This window comes from Bradyrhizobium sp. Leo78 (assembly GCF_059512425.1).
Map to the genome: position 1 here is coordinate 1 of NZ_JCAMOT010000048.1, position 19,598 is coordinate 19,598.

Annotated in this window: 10 protein-coding genes; 7 read left to right on the forward strand and 3 right to left on the reverse strand. The window is 59.8% G+C overall.

Annotation, left to right across the window (positions count from 1 at the left end):
* From AC5ZG1_RS37025 to AC5ZG1_RS37045, 5 genes are all read left to right on the forward strand, one after another.
* On the forward strand, nucleotides 1-852 hold an 852-nt coding region (locus AC5ZG1_RS37025; RefSeq protein ID WP_496135840.1), incomplete at its 5' end, for an ATP-binding protein.
* 221 nt (nucleotides 853-1,073) lie between these two features.
* Nucleotides 1,074-2,273, forward strand: coding sequence for an adenylate/guanylate cyclase domain-containing protein (locus AC5ZG1_RS37030; RefSeq protein WP_496135841.1), 1,200 nt, complete (start codon nucleotides 1,074-1,076; stop codon nucleotides 2,271-2,273).
* A gap of 69 nt (nucleotides 2,274-2,342) precedes the next feature.
* Entirely contained in the window at nucleotides 2,343-3,050 is a 708-nt protein-coding gene (locus tag AC5ZG1_RS37035) for an ABC transporter substrate-binding protein (RefSeq protein ID WP_496135842.1), read from the forward strand.
* Nucleotides 3,051-3,356: 306 nt separating this feature from the next.
* Nucleotides 3,357-3,533, forward strand: a complete 177-nt coding sequence (locus tag AC5ZG1_RS37040; RefSeq protein ID WP_165421322.1) for a hypothetical protein — start codon at nucleotides 3,357-3,359, stop codon at nucleotides 3,531-3,533.
* A 1,265-nt stretch (nucleotides 3,534-4,798) separates the two neighbouring features.
* Complete coding sequence (locus tag AC5ZG1_RS37045) at nucleotides 4,799-9,856, forward strand: DUF4082 domain-containing protein (protein ID WP_496135843.1); 5,058 nt, start codon at nucleotides 4,799-4,801, stop codon at nucleotides 9,854-9,856.
* Nucleotides 9,857-9,865: 9 nt separating this feature from the next.
* Here AC5ZG1_RS37045 and AC5ZG1_RS37050 read toward each other — a convergent pair whose 3' ends face one another.
* From AC5ZG1_RS37050 to AC5ZG1_RS37060, 3 genes are all read right to left on the reverse strand, one after another.
* On the reverse strand, nucleotides 9,866-11,308 hold the full coding sequence (locus AC5ZG1_RS37050; protein WP_496135844.1) for a DUF5107 domain-containing protein: 1,443 nt from the start codon (nucleotides 11,306-11,308) through the stop codon (nucleotides 9,866-9,868).
* A 37-nt stretch (nucleotides 11,309-11,345) separates the two neighbouring features.
* The gene (locus AC5ZG1_RS37055) at nucleotides 11,346-14,681 is read right to left on the reverse strand and encodes an adenylate/guanylate cyclase domain-containing protein (RefSeq protein WP_496135845.1); all 3,336 of its coding nucleotides are present in this window, start codon (nucleotides 14,679-14,681) and stop codon (nucleotides 11,346-11,348) included.
* 400 nt (nucleotides 14,682-15,081) lie between these two features.
* Nucleotides 15,082-15,924: an alpha/beta fold hydrolase gene (locus tag AC5ZG1_RS37060; RefSeq protein WP_456643848.1), complete on the reverse strand. Its 843-nt coding sequence runs from the start codon at nucleotides 15,922-15,924 to the stop codon at nucleotides 15,082-15,084.
* A gap of 299 nt (nucleotides 15,925-16,223) precedes the next feature.
* On the opposite strand from AC5ZG1_RS37060, the gene AC5ZG1_RS37065 reads away from it, so the two are divergent.
* Together AC5ZG1_RS37065 and AC5ZG1_RS37070 are read left to right on the forward strand one after the other, a co-directional pair.
* Nucleotides 16,224-17,834: a B12-binding domain-containing radical SAM protein gene (locus tag AC5ZG1_RS37065; protein WP_456643847.1), complete on the forward strand. Its 1,611-nt coding sequence runs from the start codon at nucleotides 16,224-16,226 to the stop codon at nucleotides 17,832-17,834.
* Nucleotides 17,835-18,278: 444 nt separating this feature from the next.
* Nucleotides 18,279-19,571, forward strand: a complete 1,293-nt coding sequence (locus tag AC5ZG1_RS37070) for a patatin-like phospholipase family protein (RefSeq protein ID WP_456643846.1) — start codon at nucleotides 18,279-18,281, stop codon at nucleotides 19,569-19,571.
* Nucleotides 19,572-19,598: the final 27 nt, after the last annotated feature.

Sequence of the window (19,598 nt, forward strand, 5' to 3'; positions counted from 1 at the left end):
ATCATTCGCAAGGCCGTTGGGGAGGCATGCCGGGTCAAGGTGTGGACCAGTGAAGGATTGTGGCTGTGCCATGTCGATCCGGCGCGGCTGGAGACCGCTCTCCTCAATCTGGCCCTGAACGCGCGTGACGCCATGCCCAATGGCGGCGTGCTCGACATCGAGATGAAGAACGTCGTCGTGGGCGAAGGAGCCGTGGCGGGGTGCTTGCCCGGATCGTATGTCAGGCTGTCCGTCCGGGACACCGGTTCTGGAATGCCTCCCGAGGTGCGGAACCGGGTGTTTGAGCCCTTCTTCACAACGAAGGAGGTCGGCAAGGGCACCGGGCTTGGCCTTAGCATGGTCTACGGCTTTGTCCGTCAGTCCGGGGGACACATTGCCATCGAGAGCGCATTGGGAAAGGGGACCACTGTCGCCCTCTACTTGCCCAAAGCCACGCAAACGCCTGACGTCGAAACTGAAGACGCCCAACCCCAAGCGTTTCCGACCGGTTCGGAGCGAGTCCTGGTTGTCGAGGACAACGACGATCTTCTGGACCTCACGTCGGCGATGCTGACCAGGTCGGGCTATCAGGTTCGTTGCGCTCGGAACGGCACCGAAGCGCTTCGGCTGCTCCGGAGCGAGGAATTTGACCTCCTGCTAAGTGACATCGTGATGCCAAACGGGATCAACGGCATTGAGGTTGCCCGCGAAGCGAGGAAATTGAACAAGGGCATCAAGATTCTGCTTGCGTCGGGCTATGCGGGCGACGCGCTGGACCGCCATCAGACGGTAGGCGAATTTCCGATTATCGACAAACCGTTCCGCATGTCAGAATTGGCGGCGCGCTTGCGGTCAATCCTGCACGAAGCTTGAGCTGCTCTCGCGCCGTTGCTTCCGGATCGGCAACGGTCCGCTACGGGGGCAGAACCGGCGCTTTTGCGCTACCCCTGCGGCCTCCCGCGCCGGACAGGGCGGCAACTCCCCAACAACCCGATGCGCGCGCAAGCAAATTGCGGCGGACTTCGTTGACGCCGCCGGGCCGGGATACGACATATCCTCTACTGTCGATCCAGGTCACCACCGAGGAACAAGCTATGAACCCGCCGCCAAACATTGATCCCGGCACCGCGTATTCCGACGACGACGTTGTGCACTGGCTGACCAACGACACGCGCGATGAGCGCTTCATCGACAATATTTTCGCCGAGATGTGTATGCGCCTTCAGCGAGCGGGCATTCCCGTCAAGCGGGCGTCGCTTCATATCCTGATCCACCATCCTCAATGGCTCGGCGCCCGGATGATGTGGGGCGATGGAATGCACGAAGCCAAGATTGAGAGAGTCGATTACGATGTCATGGGGCGATCCGAATACATCGGCAGTCCAGCAAACGAAATTCGCGATGGTGTCCTCGAGGTGCGCGAAAATCTCGAACGCGATCCTTCGCTCGGCCGTAAGCACGCCATCTATGATGAGATGCGGGCCAAAGGCCTGACCGACTATGTGGCCTGGCCGCTGTATCATACGCTCGGCAAACGGCACATCGTGACCTTCGCAACCGACCGGGTGGGAGGTTTCGACGACGCGCATATCGCCAGCCTGCTAAAACTGTTACCGATTCTGGCGCTGGTCAGCGAAATCCGTATCAAGAACCGGCTGGCGCGAACCCTGCTTGAAACCTATGTCGGGTCGCACGCCGGCGAACTGATTTTGGCCGGCGCCACCAGGCGCGGCAGCGGGACGACGGTACGCGCCGCCATCATGATCTGCGATCTGCGTGATTTCACCAGGATCTCCGATAACTGGCCGCGCGATGATGTCATTGACCTTCTGAACGGGTATTTTGACGCGATGTCGGAGCCGATTGCGCGACATGGCGGGGAAATACTGAAATTCATCGGCGACGGTCTGCTCGCCATCTTTCCGCTCAGCCAGCCGTCGGCCTGCGCGAATCTGTTGCACGCCGTGGCCGAAGCCCGTCAGGCCGTGATTGCCCTGAACGAAAAGAATGGGGAAACCGGTCGTGAACCGCTGAATTACGGTATCGGCGTCCATGTCGGCGACGTCATGTACGGCAATATCGGATCGCGTACCCGCCTCGACTTCACCGTTATCGGTCCCGCGGTCAACATGGCGTCGCGTCTCGAAACCCTGACCAAACAATTGGGTCGAAAGGTGCTGCTGTCCCGCGCGTTCGCCGACTTCGTCAAAAGCGATTTCGATCTCGAACGTGTCGGCGAATATCCGGTGCGAGGCTTCAGCGAGCCAATCGAGCTGTTTGCCTATCATGGCTGAATACAGAGCTATCGCCAGGCGCAAGTCGGCCCGCCTGTCCTTGAGTTTAGCGCAGCAAAGGTCATAGCCGTGTCAACCTTGAGAGTGGGAGCAGCGCTTCCCGATCCGCCATTCGAGTTCTTGACGAGCGATGGCCCGGCGGGATTCGACATTGCGCTGGTGCAGCGCATCGCCGGGATGCTCGGCCGCGAATGGCGGCTGGTCCCGTACACGGGCGCCGATTTCAACGGCATCTTCGCCGGTCTGGATGCCGGCAGATACGACTGCGTCGCCTCTGGCACCACCATCACGCCGGGCCGGGAAGCAAAGGCCGATTTCTGCACGCCCTATGCGATTTCAGGCCAATCACTTGTCGTCGATGTCATTCGCAATCCGGACGTACATGGCATCGCCGATCTCAAAGGTCTGGTCGTCGGAGTGCAGCAGGGGAATACCAGCCAGCCAATTGCTGAGAAACTGGTCGCGGAGAATCGTGCTGCGCGGGTGCGCGTCTATGCTTATCACGAGATCGAGCAAGCGCTCGATGATCTGACAAGCGGAGGCTGCGACGCCTTCATGAAACTCGCACCCGTCACGGCTTGGTTCGTGCGCGGCCGGCCGAGGCTTGGGGTCGTTCAGACCGGGATCACTGTCGAGCGCCTTGGCATCTGTGTCCGCAAAGGAGACATCGCGCTGCGCGATGCGATTGGCAGTGCGCAGGCCGCGCTTGCGGCCGACGGCACATTGGCCTCGCTGGTCAAACAGTGGCTTGGAGCCGGGGCGATGCTGCCATCATGAATATCGCCACATGCTCCCCCCTCGGCCGAGGCTCCCGCGTGTGCACGGCATAGGCGTCATGAACGTCGCGATCCACTGGAACTGGTGAGCTAGTTCACAATGCCCGAGATCATTGAGTGTTAGATAAGTTTCATGCGGAGCCTGACTATGCGCGCCATCATCGTATTTGCTATTCTTTTCGTCATCGTGGCTGCAACGCACCACGGTGCTTATCGACCGTATCCAACTGCTCCAATGCCTGCAGTCAATGTTCCTTGACCGGACTAGCCTGGGTTCGTAAAACATGGCTCTTGAAGAGGAGTTGTAATGGCGAAGAAAAAGAAAGCCACGCGCGTGTTATGGTCGAAGGACGACCTGAAGACGCTCAAGACCATGGCGAAAGAGAAGCGTGGTCGAGACAAAATCGCAAAGTCTCTCAAGAGGTCACCCGCAGCGGTGACCGTGAAAGCATCTGCCCTCGGCATTTCACTGAGCACCAAGTAGCTTGACACTCCTACTTGCGAGGCTCGCGATGGGAAATGCTTGGCCGATTCCGTCTCCGCGCGGTTCGGCCCATATCTTTAGATAGAACCTTTAGATAGATGGCTTCATCGCGTCGAGGCAAGGCGTTCGCGTTAGCGCGCATCCGCCTTGCCTCCGCAATGCACGTCGCTTCGGTCGCGACCAGCACGATCTGGATTCCGCATGCGAGACCCGTCACGCGTGACGGTGTTGTCTCGCGCGTCGAGCGGATCGGCCGGCGTCGAACTGATTAATCCAAAAGACGCACTGGTTCGCGCCGCGATGAGTTGCGCGACCATGCAGCGCATGCCGCCAAGCAGGCGGCGCTATGCAATTCGCATGCGGGCGCTTTGCCTGCTCCATTCAAGCGCAAATTGAATATCCCCTGATTTGAAATCCATTTGTGCCAAGAAGGGAAGTTCGGCTGGATTCAACCCGTTAGAAAATCACGACTATCCACTGTCAGTTTGACGAAGATCGGCATCGGGTTGTTCAGCAAGGGCTGGGGTGCGACAGAACAGCAAATTGAATTAAAAGGAGATTAATATTTAATTTGGGAGAATTAAATATTTTAAGGCGGTGTCATCGCATGAGGTCGTTATACGAAGATTTTGGTCTGGGCCGCATCGCTCTCGGATTGCAGACGTGGCCACGCACTCTCCTGCGAAGAAATGTCCGAGTTTCAGCTTCAGACCAAGACGAGTCGCTGTCGCTGCTCGCCGCGCGGAATTTGCAGGAGGGCCTGGGTCTGAGCGCCTCAGGTGCCGCGGCGTCGGCATCCGCTGCAACATCGGACGCCGGATTTGCAGCGTTGACGACAGAAGTCCGAGCGCCAGCATCCGCGGCGGCCGAACCAGCGCCGCCAAATCCTGTGGTCATCCTTGGTCACGTGCCTTCGACTGCGACCCCCAACATTTTCGGATCTTCCACACCTCCAGCAGTCGCGCAGGTTTGCGGCTGCGGCTACTTCATTGCTCCAACACAATTGCTCGATCAGAGAGCAGCCAATGCGGCGTCGGCGCAGTTGCACGGCAGCCGCGTGTCTGGCGGAGCAGATTTCGTGTTGACCGGCCGCGCCGGGGTCATGGGCGCCTCGACCAGTGTCTCCATGTCCTTGGAGAACGTTGCGCCGCTCGCAAATTGGAATGCACTACCAGGCGGAGGGGCGAACTGGCGCACGCTGCCGGGAGGCGGCGAGATTGGTACCGGTACGAGGGAAAGGTGAAATCGGAATTCTATCAGGCTCGGTGACGACTGCAGAGCTTTCTCCTGCGGCGCGGCAGGCCAACACAAGTACGTCGCCCAACGCACTCGCGGCCGCCGCGACTTCCACGAACCCAATCGTGCTCGAGAACCAGAAGACGGGAAATCCGCAAAGCGAATGGGATATCGAGGGTGCTGGCAGCTCGAATATCGAAGGTTTTGCCACCGATATCAGCGTGAATCGTGGCAACCAGATCGATTTCAAGATCAACACGGATTCATCGAACTATCGGATCGACATCTATCGCCTCGGCTATTACGGCGGCATGGGTGCGCGAAAGGTCCACACCATCCAGCACACCGGTGTGCAGAACCAGCCGGCGCCGCTGCGTGACGACACGACCGGCCTGGTCGATGCCGGCAACTGGTCTGTTTCGGCTTCCTGGGAGGTTCCTGAGGATGCCGTGTCAGGCGTCTACATCGCAAAGCTCGTACGCGAGGACGGCGTTGAAGGCGCCAATCACATCCCGTTCATCGTCAGGGATGACAGCAGCACCAGCGACGTCGTCTTTCAGACCTCTGACACGACCTGGCAGGCCTATAACGGCTGGGGCGGAGCGAATTTCTATGGCGGCAACGGCCCTGCCACAGGTCAAGGTGCGGGACGCGCCTACGCGGTGAGCTACAACCGGCCGATTGCCACCCGCGGCAGCGTTGGAAGCTTTGCAGGTCCGCAGGACTATCTGTTCGGCGCTGAATACGCGGCGATCTACTGGCTGGAGCAGAACGGCTACGACGTCTCCTACATGTCGGGTGTTGACACGGACCGTTACGGCAGTCTGCTCCTCAATCACAAGCTCTATCTCGACGTTGGTCATGACGAGTACTGGTCGGGGCAACAGCGCGCCAATGTCGAGGCGGCCCGCGATGCCGGTGTCAATCTGGCGTTCTGGAGCGGCAACGAGATGTATTGGCGCACGCGCTGGGGCAACAGCATTAGCAGCGACGGCACGGCCTATCGCACCTTGATCTCCTACAAGGAGACCTGGTCACCGGACGCATCGATCGATCCAAGCGACGAGTGGACCGGGACGTTCCGTGATCCCCGCCTCAGCCCGCCGGCGCTCGGCGGAGGAAGCCCGGAAAATGCATTGATCGGACAGATGTTCCAGGTCGATGACGTCGGCCAAGGCAGCGGCCTGCAGGCAATCACAATTCCCTACGACGACGCCAATCTGCGCTTCTGGCGCTACACCAGCGTTGCGAATCTTCAGCCGGGGCAGACAGCGACGCTGACCAGGAACTACCTCGGCTATGAGTGGGACGAAGCGGTCGACAATGGATTCGATCCCGCGGGCCTGGTCCGGCTCTCCTCGACGACGGTTCCGGTCAACAGCTACCTCCTTGATTACGGCAACACGACGGGAAGCGCCATCTCGACCCATAACCTGACGCTCTACCGCGCGGCAAGCAAGGCATTGGTCTTCGCCGCCGGAACGGTCTACTGGGCGTGGGGTTTGAGCGACAATCACGACCTGACGCCAACGCCCACTGACTCGCGCGTGCAACAGTCGATGGTCAACCTGCTCGCCGACATGGGTATTCAGCCGGGAACGCTGCAGCCGGATTTGGTCGCCTCCAATGGCTCCACGGACCAGACCGCGCCGACCTCGAGCGTCAACGCGCTGGCAAACATCAGAGCCGGAGACGTGGTCACGATTTTCGGCACGGCATCGGATGTCGGCGGCGGCGTGATCGCCGGCGTGGAAGTATCGACGGACGGCGGCTTGAGCTGGCATCCGGCGATTGGTGACGAGACATGGTCCTATAGCTGGTCTCCGCAGGTCGCCGGGACCTACACCATCATGTCGCGCGCGGTGGACGATAGCATCAATCTCGAAACGCCTTCCGTGGGTCGCACGGTGACCGTCGCGGCTCCGACTTACGTCTCGCTGTTTCCGGGCTCGGCTACCCCCGACACCGTCAACACCACCGATGCAAGCGCCGTCGAACTCGGCGTGAGATTCCAGACGTCGGTTGCCGGCACCGTGAGCGGCATCCGTTTCTACAAGGGCAGCCAGGATACCGGCACCCACACCGGCCAGCTCTGGAGCAGCACCGGCACCTTGCTGGCAACGGCCACATTCACAAACGAAACCGCCAGCGGCTGGCAGAGCGTGACCTTCTCCAACCCGATTTCGCTGACGCCCGGAGCCACCTACATCGCGTCCTATCATACGGATGTGGGCCATTACTCCGCCAGCGTGAACTATTTCTTGAGCAATGTGACGAGCGGTCCGCTGACCGCTCTCGGCAATGGCAATGGCGTCTATACCTACAGCAGCAATATCGCGTTCCCGACGAGCACGTTCGCGGCGACGAATTTCTGGGTTGACGTCATGTTCAATCCTTCGGTCACCAACAGCGCGCCCATAGCTGCCAATGACGACGGACCGATTGCGACCCGCGATCTGGCCCTGACGATTGCGGCGTCGTCCCTGACCGGGAACGACAGTGATCCCGATGGGGATGCCGTCAGCATCATCGCCGTGAGTGCAGCAACGCACGGCAGCGTCGTGCTCAACACGCAGCCCAATCCGCAGAACAACACCATCACCTTTACACCCGATGCCGGCTACACCGGTCCGGCGAGCTTCACCTATACGATCTCCGATGGGCGCGGCGGTACGGCATCGGCTACTGTCAGCTTCACCGTGGTACCGCCAGGAGCGGCTCCGGTCAGCCTGTTCAGCGCGTCAAGCACACCGGCTTTGACCGACCTCAATGACGGATCCCAGATCCAAGTCGGGATGAAGTTCACGTCCTCGGTCGCCGGGCAGATTACGGCGCTCAGGTTCTATCGCAGCGCGAGCGACGCCGGCATCAACACCCTCGATCTCTGGTCGTCAACAGGCACTCGTCTCGCCACCGCCACCTTTACCAACACCTCAGCCAGCGGTTGGCAGACCGTCACGCTGTCATCAGCGGTTTCGATCGCCGCCAACACCACCTATGTTGCTTCCTATCACACCACCGGCGCCTATGTTGCGACCAACAACTACTTCACCGCGGCCGTTACCAACGGTCCTTTGACCGCGCTGTCCAGCCTTGCCGCCGGCGGCAACGGCGTCTACTCCTATGGCGGCACCAGCACCTCCGGCATCTTCCCGACCAGCTCCTACAACGCCGCCAACTATTGGGTCGATGTCGTGTTCGCGCCGTCCGGCGGCGCCAGCAATCAGCCGCCGGTTGCCAACAACGACAGCGGCTACAACACCACGCAGAACACGGTGCTGACGATTGCGGCGGCGGCGCTGCTTGCCAACGATACCGATCCGGACGGCGGCACACTGGCAATCACGGGCGCGAGCGGCGCCGTCAACGGCACGGTCAGTTTCAACGCCCAGATTAATGTCATCACCTTCACGCCGACCGCCGGCTACACCGGGCCCGCGTCCTTCAGCTACGCGATCGCCGACGGGCAGGGTGGCACGGCCACTGCAACGGTCAGTCTGACAGTGAATCCGGTAGCCAACCAGCCGCCGGTTGCCAACAACGACAGCGGCTACAACGCCACGCAGAATACGGCTCTGACCATTGCCGCATCGGCCCTGCTTGCCAATGACACCGATCCGAATGGCGATCCGCTGACCATCACCGGTGTGAGCGGCGCCGTCAACGGCACCGTCAGCTTCAACGCCCAGACCAATGTCATCACCTTCACGCCGAACGCCGGCTACACCGGGCTCGCGTCCTTCAGCTACGCCATCTCCGATGGGCGCGGCGGCACCGCGACTGCAACAGCCAATTTGACAGTGATCCCGCCGCCGGTGAGCTTGTTCTCAAGCTCCGACACACCAGCGATTCTCGCCGATTCCGACACGGCCCAGGTCAATCTGGGGGTGCAGTTCACGTCCTCTGCGGCCGGCACCATCAACGGCATCAAATACTACAAAAGCGCCGGTGACACCGGCACCCACACAGGTTCGTTGTGGAGCAGCACCGGCACGCTGCTGGCGACCGCCACGTTCACGAACGAGACCAGCAGTGGATGGCAGACGGTGACCTTCAGCAATCCCGTCTCGATCACCGCCGGAACCACCTATGTGGCAAGCTTTCACAGCAACGGCCGCTACGCGTCGACCAGCAACTACTTCACGTCTTCACGTGTCAATGGCCCGCTCACCGCATCCGGCAGCAATAACGGCGTCTACACCTATGGCGCGGACAACCTGTTCCCGACCAGCACCTTCGGTGCCACCAACTACTGGGTGGACGTGCTGTTCAGTCCGGCGAGCGGCGCCGCCAATCAGGCGCCGGTCGCGGCCAACGACTCCGGCTTCAGCGCCACTCAGAACTCGCCGATCTCGATTGCAGCCTCCGCGTTGCTTGCCAACGACAGCGATCCGGATGGCGATGTCCTGACGATCACGGGCGTCAGCAACGGCGTCAACGGCACCGCAAGCTTCAACGCCCAGACCAACACCATCACCTTCACACCCAACTCCGGCTATACGGGACCGGCGTCGTTCAGTTACGCCGTCTCCGACGGCCAGGGCGGGACAGCGACCGCATCCGCGTCCCTGACCGTGAACCCAGCATCCGCGAGCATCATAAGCCTGTTCGGCTCCAATCCGACACCGAGCGTGGTGTCAGTCAATGATCCGCAGTCGGTGGAGCTCGGGTTCAAATTCCAATCGTCCAGCGCCGGCGACATCACCGGGTTGCGCTTCTACAAGGGCCCATCGAATACCGGCACCCATACCGCGAATATCTGGAGCAGCACCGGCACCCTGCTGGCCACGGCCACCTTCACCAATGAGACGGCCAGCGGCTGGCAGCAGGTTAACTTCGCTGCGCCGGTCACGATCACTGCAGGGACAACGTATGTTGCGTCCTATCACACCTCAGGAAACTACTCCGCCGATCCCGGCATGTTCAGCTCGGCGGTCAGCAACGGGCCGCTGACCGCACCATCATCGGCTTCGATCGGAGGCAATGGCGTGTATGCGTATGGATCAGGCAGTCTGTTCCCGACCAGCACCTACAATGCGACCAGTTACGGCGTCGATGTGTTGTTCCGTCCGCAACTCGCGGCATGAGGAAAGAAGTCAATTTATTGTCGCCTCGGCTGCGATCAGTTCTTTTCCATCGGTGGTCCTGATCGTCAGCTTCACCTGTTCGCCGCTGCTGCCGTCAGGGATCGTTGCCGAAATGCGATTTCCATTTTTCGGATCGGCCTTCACGATGTCGTCGAACAGTGCCGTGTCGCCGCGTTTCAACGTTACGCGGAGCGGGGCGGCCGGTTCGATGCTGAAGAACTGAACCGTGACGCTAGACGCCTTGGCCGAAAGATTGATCAGGATATTCTCATTCGCATGCGTCACGTTGCTCATGCCGACCGTCGGACTGTAGGTTTCCGGAATCGAGACTTCACCCAGCGCGGGAAAGTCAGCGCTATGGAAAAATTGGTCTGACACGCCTGCCCATAGTTCGACATACGGTCGCCACTCATTCGGCTCCTCGCGGGGATCTGTTTCGCCAGTGAACGAGGGAAATCCCCACGTCCACATTTTCAAGCCCGGCGTCAGCCTGTTGTCCGCGATGCGGATAATTCCTTCTTCGTTGTCATGGTTGATCACGCCCCAGAAATTCCCGCCCTGCATATCGGGCGCCGCGTAGGCGATGCCCATCGTCGGCCAATTCTTGAAGAAGCGCAGGTTTTCGAAGCGCCGCCTGCCCATCCCCGCGCTCTCGTCGCCATCTGCCAGATTGGCCGACCAGGCGGGCGTGCTATAAGTTCGGATCGGCGCGATGATTTCGGCGCCGGCGGTCGCTTTAGGGTTTTTCGGATCCGATCCCGGAGCGAGCGTCGTGCATGTCCAGTACTCGTACCGGATCGCCTTGTCGTGCGGATTTTTGAGCACCACGCGCGTATCGAGTGCGGTCCGGTCGGCCTTCAGTGTGACGTAGTATGTGGCTTCGATCCCGGTTGAACTCCTGAATTTGCCAGGTCGCGCGGAATAGTCGAAATTGTCTTTAAGCGACATCGCGACCGTCACTTCGCCCGTGCTCTCCTTGACCACCTCAAAGGCCCACGGCTTCAGCCACGTCTTGCCGTGCTCGGCATCCGGGAATGTCGGGAAGATGCCGCCATACACCATCAGCCAGTCGTAGTAGAAATTTCCGGCCTTGATCCCGTAGGGTACGCCGACATCCGTGCGATAGAGTTGTTCGTGGCCAGTTGGCTTGTAGATGATGGAAATAATGCGCCCGCCGAATTCGGGCACGAGTGTTACCTTCAGATATCGATTCTCGAGCACGCGCGCCCTGAACGTGCGGTCGACGATCGTGTTCTTGTCGAGCGACCCGCTGAGAAATCCGTCCTCCGCATCGGTCGCATACTTGACGGTACTCCACGTCATCGCCGTCTCTCTGAGAGACACGCTATCTGGCACCGGCGAGGCCGCACGCACGACGTGAAACGCACAGAGCGCCGAAAGTGCTGCTATTCCGAAACAAGAAAGAGCACGTAAGGGAACCCCGACCGGCATCTACGTCGCCTTTGAAGGAGCCGAAATGGCAGGCTGACTAATGCGCATGCTCGAGCAGCCCTTCGGCTTCCTTGATTTCGGGGAGATCTTGCCACCCCGCGTCGAATTCAGCGAGGACGGGAGCGAGCACCGAGGATACCGCCTCGGGCCGGCCATTTATATTGTGCAGGCGCGCAAGTCCAAGTGCGCTGCGTAGCTCGAACGTCCTTGCCTGTTGGTGTCGGGCGATTTCCAGGGCTCTGTTGAAGGCATCTTCGGCACTGGAGAGGTTCGCAGCGTCATGGCGCAACAACAGCTCACCTTGGACGCGATGCAGTTCGGCATCAAGCCAATGCTGGCCGGATTGTTGTGCCCACCCGATCAATTCCCTCACAGTTTCCAACCCGGCCTCGGGTTGGCCCGCCTCTGCATCCGCCACGGCAACATGCATCCCCCAAAACGGCTCACAGAGGTAGCAGTCATTCTCGTGCAGCAACGTCCAGCCTCGGCGCATTTCCGTGAGCCCAACCATTCGCTCGCCCGCCCGCCACTTTGCCAGGCCGTTCAGATAGGTGCCCGCGGCCACATACAACGGCATCGTATGGTCGCGCGCCAGACCCAAGGCCAGGATCGTCTCTGTTTGCTCCAACATGCCCCCGCATAGCCCGTCGAAAACCGCCCGATGAACGAGCGCATTGGCTTGAGCAAGCGCTCGCTTCTCCCCTGAGCCACTCACTGCTTCTGCAGCGAGCCGGCGTGCGCGATCGATCGCTCCAAGCGGCCAAAGCACCAAGGCAAGAAACCTCATGATAACGAACGGCAGATCGAGCGCGGACGCCCTGAACGTCGCGGGATCCGGCTCGGCACCATAGATCGCGAGTGCCTGCTCAAGATGCATTCGCGCGTTCAAGTACTCGCCGGCGAACCAGCAGGTCACTCCGCTGGTCCAGTGTGCGACAATGGCGGCTATCGGCGACTCCGGTCGCCGGTCGGCGACACCAATGATTGCATCCGCCAACTCCCGCATCGGCGCGATCTCGCCGTGAGTGAGGCATGCATTGAACAAGCCCGAATGGATCGGCGCGAGTTCGACCGGATCATTGGTATCAGCCGCGAACTGTCGGGCGCGCGTCCAAGCGGCCACCGTCTCGGGAGCGCTGTGCCCGAGGCTGCCTCGCAACGCGCGGCCATATGCGATTTGAAGATGGAGCCTGCTCAGCATCCGATCAGGCTCTTGAGGCAGTTCATCGGCAATGGCAACGGCCTTGCCCAGATGGGCAATCGCCTCGGAATAGGCCGAGCGTTTCAACGCCTGCTGGCCAGCCTTCCGCCACCACTCAAGGGCTGTCCCGCTCAACCCCGCTTGGGTGAAGTGATATGCCACGACTTCCGGCTCGGTCTCGGCCATGCCCGGAAACTGATCGCGAAGGACATCGCCAATATGCTTATGCAGCAGTTGCCGGCGGCTCTTGAGCAAGCTCTCGTAAGCCGCTTCCTGAACCAGTGCATGCTTGAAGCTGTAGCTCGCGTCGGGTGGCGTCCCGCGGCGCGACAGAAGTTCGGCCTGTTCGAGCTGCGCCAGCGCCGCGCTCAGCGTCAGCTCATCCCGCCCCGCTACACATCGCAGCAGCGTGTATGAGAAGTCGCGGCCAATGGCTGCGCCGATCTGTGCAACCTCTTTGACCGGCGCCAGCCGGTCAAGCCGCGCCATGAGCGAGTCGTGCAGCGTCGCGGGAATGGCGAGCGGTGGTAGCGGATTATCGAGCCGATAGCGCCCGGCTTCTTCCACGAGCAGCCCGGACTCCAGCACCATCTTGGTCAATTCCTCAACGAAGAGCGGGATGCCATCCGTCTTGTTGATGATCTGGGTCATCATTTCGCGCGGCACCTGTCGACCGACAGCCACCTGCTCGACCAGGGCGCGCGTGTCCTGCCGGTCAAGCCGCTCGAGCCGCAGCAGGCTGACATTGGCAAGGCCTGCCCAAGGCGGCTCGAACTCAGGCCGGAATGTCATGAGCACGAGGATTGGCAGTCCCCTGATCCGATCGACCGCGAGATCGTACAGCTCGAGCGTCGTGGCATCAGCCCAATGCATATCCTCGCAGACAATCAGCACAGGTTGCTGCCGTGCCAGGCCCTCAAGCTGGTCGAGCAGCGCGGCGAATGTCTGTCGCCGCTGCTGCGCTGGAGTGAGGCCGAGCGGCGGATAGCGCTCGCCGGTTGCGATGGAAAGAAGCGCGGCAATAAGCGGCGTCACGCTCGCCACCTGCCGCGTTCCGAGCGCCAGCATAGCCTCAAGCTTATCGAGCGTTTGCCCGGGCGTGTCTTGTGACGTGATGCCGGCTGCCCGCTCGAGCTGAGCGATGAAGGGATGAAGCGCACTGTTGGTATGGTAGGGCGAGCACTGATAGCGCACCCGGCGGTGCGACCCCAGCGCGAGGCTTTCGGCCAGCGTTGCCACAAGGCGCGATTTGCCGATTCCGGCTTCGCCGGAAATCAACACCACTTGACCCTGGCCCTGCCACGCCAGTTGCTGGCGCGAGAGCACGAATTCGATTTCTGCCTTGCGGCCGACAAAGCCGATCGAGCGCGCGGTGCGCACCGCCTCGAAGCGGCTCTCCGATGCGGCTGCACCTTCGACCGCCCAGACCGCGATCGGATCGGAGATACCCTTCACCTCGCGGTCACCGACATTGCGAAAAGTGAATAGATCGCCGAGCAACCGGCGCGTTGAAGCGGACACCACAACGACTCCTGGCTCCGCCAGGCTCTGGAGCCGGGCAGCGAGATTCGGTGTATCGCCGACCATCGCCTGCTCCTCCGACGCACCTCCGCTGATGAGGTCGCCGACCACCACAAGACCGGTCGAGATCGCGATCCGCACGTCGACCCGTTCTTCGACGCGCGTCTCGAGCTTTCCCATTGCGGCGGTGATGTCGAGGCCGGCTCGCACTGCGCGCTCCGCGTCATCCTCGTGTGCGCGGGGATAGCCGAAATAGGCGAGGATTCCATCGCCAACAAACCTGGCGATCATGCCGTCATATGCGGCGATGACCCTCGCGCAGGCAGCCCGGTAGGCTCTGATCACCTCCCACATGTCCTCGGGATCGAGGCGTGCCGAGAGCGCGGTCGAGCCCACCAGGTCGCAGAACATAACGGTGAGATGGCGTCTCTCGGCGCCATGCTGACGCGCGGACTCGGTGATGAGTTCGGCTTGATCGAGTTCGGCAATCGCACGGAGCATTTTACGGCGATGGCCGAGCAGGACTCCGAGCCTGTCGAAGTCCTCATCCTTCAGATCGGGAAGAATGCCAATATCGATCCCATTCTCGGCAAAACGCTTCGCGTATTGCCCAAGCCCAAGCTTATCAAGCCAGTCTGCAATCTGCTGCATTGGCACCACCCACCGTCTGGTTGGCGGTTAGCCGAGCTGAATTACCATGCTCCGACCACGATCTGCCTGCCGACTGATCCCGTCAAGTTTGATAGGAACGAAATGTGAGATCGCTGACAATAAGACCGAATTTTCTCTTGCCGAGGTAGAAAGAAAAACTGCCAGCGCGCCCCAGATGAGGGAGGAGGCCGGTCAGCGGGCTCAATCATATCTGTTAGTAGGTCTCGGCCCATTGGCTAAAGGTTCATGAGCGCAGGTGTGCTGAATGGGCGAACCTGAATCGGCTATGCGCAGCATCGTCGCGACCTTTCGAGAATTGGAGGGAACCTCCAGCTCAGTCCAATATCGTTGGAATGGACCGTCGCACCTCGGCGCCTGCGATCGACTGGCGCCACCGCCGTCAAGTCTTCGCAATGAACTCCTCAAGGTCATCAAAGAACCGCTGCTCAAACCCCAGCATGCGATGGGGGTGATGGCCGCACTGTTTATATTGGACCACTTCAAGATGGGGGTTGGTCGCCAGCAGACTGCCGGCGTGTTCATCCGAAAAAGCTCCTCCGAACCGCTCTTCGCCTCGGACGAGCTTTGCCGGGCACAGGAATGGTCGCTCGGTTGATATCGATGACAACGCCTCTTTCAAGCAGTCATCACGGAGACAACGCGGGTCGAGGCGCTGTATCGCGGAAGCATGGCTGAGCAAATGCCGAGCCGATATGTGGTCCTTGACCACACCTCCCAAGCGGTCAGGCCCATTCGAAAGAAACTGGACATAGGTTGTGAACGGCGGAGGCTCCTGCTGCCATTTCGTCAGCCGCAACAGCAAGAGTGAGAACAACTTCGAGAATATCGAGTTGCTCCATTCCTCCAGGCGCCCCAGGAACCACGGCGGGTCCTCAAGGAACACGGCTCGGATGTTCGGATTGGTTTGGCTGAGCACACCGGCCACGCATGCGCCCAGCGAATGCCCAACGACGATTGCCGGACGACCAATGGCCGCCAGAGCAGTCTCGGCATCGGAAACATAACCCGCAAGGTTGTAGTTCGGCGCGCGATCAGAGTAGCCGTGACCGCGGAAATCGAGCGTCCAAACGCAATATCGATTGGTCAATCGTTGCTTGGTTTCATCCCACGTATCGCGACTTACGCTTGCCCCATGCAGAAACAGGACAGGCACCGCATCCATCGGGCCATCGACTGATGCGGCAAGTCGTACATCGCCGTTCGCCAAGGTAAGGTCGGTCATGCATTATGCTCCGCGATGCGGATCGTGGACGGCAGATTGCCGCAGGAGAGTGCGAGTTCCAAAATTGAGCCTCAAGAGCTGCTGTATCAATCCTGCGCGAACACAAAAATCGCTCAATTGCGTGCCATTTCTGCCACGTCCTTGGAAAAAGGACCGTACCAATTGCTGGCTCCGGAGCTGGTTGTTGCACCCGTAAGAATCATCAGCTTAGCTCTAGTACGCCCCTGCCGGGGCTAGGTTCGTTCGTAAGGGAATGGACCGAGACATGGGCTATCTTAGGACACGCCATCTTAGGACACATGGACACGCAGCCCCCGTGCAACGTCCTTATGCTCTATCCGCGCTTCGTTGCGGACTCGTTCTGGAGCTTTGGCGAATCCTGCAAGTTGATGGGCGTTCGCCGCCCCGCGGCTCCCCTCGGCCTGATTTCCGTCGCCGCGATGTTGCCGGTCCACTGGACGGTGCGCCTGGTCGACTGCAATACGGCATCGCTCACGGACGATGATCTTGCCTGGGCTGACGTCGTCTTCACGGGCGGCATGTTGCCGCAACAGGCTGACACGCTGCGGCTGATCGAGCTTTGTCGCTCACAGGACAAGCCGGTGGTCGTCGGTGGCCCCGACCCGACGTCCAGTCCGCACATCTATGCCACAGCCGACTTTCAGGTGCTCGGCGAGGCCGAGGGTGTTATTGGCGAGTTCATTGCGGCTTGGGAGAGCGGTGCCCGGTCGGGTGTGTTCACAGCGCCCAAGTTCCAGGCCGACGTCACCAAGACGCCGGTGCCGCGCTTCGACCTGCTCAATTTTGAAGACTATCTTTATCTCGGTGTGCAGTATTCGCGCGGCTGCCCCTTCACCTGCGAGTTTTGCGATATCATCGAACTGTACGGACGGGTGCCGCGGAGCAAGACGACCCCGCAGATGCTTGCCGAGCTCGATGCGCTCTACGAGATGGGATATCGCGGCCATCTCGACTTCGTCGACGATAACTTCATCGGCAACAAGAAGTCGCTCAAGCTGTTTCTTCCGGAACTCGCGGCCTGGCAGCGCGCGCACGATTATCCGTTCGAGTTCTCGACGGAAGCCTCGATCAATCTGGCCGATGATCGGGAACTCCTGGAGATGATGGCCGCGGCCAACTTCTTCGGCATTTTTGTCGGCATCGAAAGCCCGGACCCGGCGACGCTGGCCGCGACCAAGAAGAAGCAGAACACAAGGCGCGATATCGCGGAGAGCATTCACAGGATATACGGCGCTGGGATGCTCGTCACCGCGGGCTTCATCGTGGGCTTCGATAGCGAGAAAGTCTCGATCGCGGACGCCATGGTCGACTTCATCGAGGAGGCCGCCATCCCCGTCTGCATGGTTGGCCTGCTCTATGCCTTGCCGAACACGCAGCTCACGCGTCGTCTTGCCCGCGAGGGGCGGCTGCACCCCAATCACGATATGGGGCCAACCATTGGCGGCGATCAGTGCACCGACGGGATCAATTTCGATCCGACGCGCCCGTTGCGCGACATCCTGATGGACTACAGACAGATTTTGGAGAGCGTCTATCATCCTGCCGCATATGCCAGGCGTGTCGACCGGTTGATGACGATGCTCGACCGTTCGAGGCAACGTCAGGAACTGCCCGTCGGTGACGTCCGTGCCAAGGTGCGGGCGCTGGAGACCGTGCATCGCGTGGTCACCGCCATTCCCGAAGCGCACGATCCGTTTTGGCGAACCTTCCTCAACAGCGCCAAGCGAGACTCGTCCTCGGCGCGGATCGCGGTGGCCATGATTGCGGCCTACGCGCATCTTGGGCCTTTTTCGCGCCAGGTCATCAGCGCCATCGATCGTCGTCTGGCCATTCTGGATGGGCCACCAAATTCGACGGCTAACATCGCGATGGCTGCGAACAGAGCCTAACGCCAACGGGAAATGGCGTGATATTTTCGAATGACACGTTCTAGTTTTGGTTGTGTCAAGCGAAAAACGCAGGTAGTTTTACCAGAACATTTTGCAGCGGGTTCACCAGACATTGAGGTGCCCCATCTGTTTCAGTTTCGAGCCAACTGCGGAAGCCGCGATTGGATTATAGGTACTGCGTACTATCGTCAGCGATAAATATCTTGCGTGAACCGGTTCACAGATGGATGGGCCAGAGCGCGATACGCTAATCACGGCTCCTGCCCGGCGTGCGCCAGTGCGATCAGCATATTCGAGAAAGCGTCGAACATCGACGTCCACCGCTTCGTCGCACACATTCGCAATTCTGGATCTATGAGCCTATCCAAGAACGACTAGTCTCTTCACGCAATTCAGAAATTTGATCGGAGAATAAGCCACACGATAAATTAGATGGAGGAACCAATGGTGAAGAGAGCGATAGCGCTCGGCGGTGGCGGTCCGGCAGCAGGGCTGCACATTGGGGTTCTGGAAGCTCTTGCCGACGCAGATATAACCTTTGATGTGTGGGCATTGTCCTGCATCGGCGCTTGGGTTGGGATCGTCTATAATCAGTTTGATCGAGTTGCGAATAAAGATAGGGCGGAAAAGACCTATCAATTCTTCAAGAATGGCGTGTTTCGGGACGATGAAAGCTATAGGCGCTTTCCCATAAACACCGTGTTCGGTCCGGATTGGGAGAGCATTGGCAAGGCGGTGACCAACTTCGTCACAGATCCCAATACCTACAAGGATTTATGGAGCCCATCCAGCATCATGAATGCCTACAGGGAGTCCATGTCGCTCTGGTTCGATCGACAGCCTGGCACGGACGGCGGGAAGAAGCTCGCGAACCTGGACAGTGGAGACATCAACGGATGGATTCTCAATCAGGTGCTGGCACCTAATCCTGTCGTTCGTTATCTCACGTCCATGATGTATCTGTCCCATGTCACTGGCCTTTCCAGGATCAACTATCCGCACAGCCAGTTCATGAAGAGCATCAATTTCGAGGCGCTGAAAAAGCCTGAAACGCCATGCATATTTCACAACGCCTGGAATCTTGACGCGCATAAGCTCGCGTTGTTCTCCAACCGTCCAATGATCCAGAAAGCCGACGAGAAGGAGTACAAGGGGCCTATCAGCGCATCCAGCCTATGTGCGTGTTCGGCCCTTCCGTTCGTCGAAGAAACCGTACGGATCGACGGGGTTACATACTGCGAAGGAGCGCTCGTCGATACGGTCAACTTCGAGAGCTTGCTCGAGGAGCACGATAAGCCAGACGATCCACTGCACGAAATATGGGTGAGCAGGATCGTCGATGCCAAGCAAGTCCGCAAACCGCAAAACCTTCACGATGCCCTGGCAAATCTCTGTCAATTGTTCGCAGCGACCGTTGGCGAAGATGACGTCAGGCTGTTCAAATACCACGTGCGGTACGACCCACCAAAATCCGGGAACAAGAAGTGGGAAGGCACCCTCGTCGAGATTCGGGTGCCGGGGCACATCAGCTTCAAATGGAATCACAGCAACCTGGATATGGGGCGAAAGTTGGGGAAGGTTGCTACGGAACAAGCAATCAAAGCATACAACAAACACCAAGGACTTCCGGCGCATGCCGGGCCACATTTCATAAATGAGGATCCGAAGAAGAACGACCCGCAGGGGTGGGGGGAGGTGCTGGATACGTATCATGATTGTCAAAAGCGAGCGGCTTAACGCCACGGTAAAGCAGCTTCACGACCG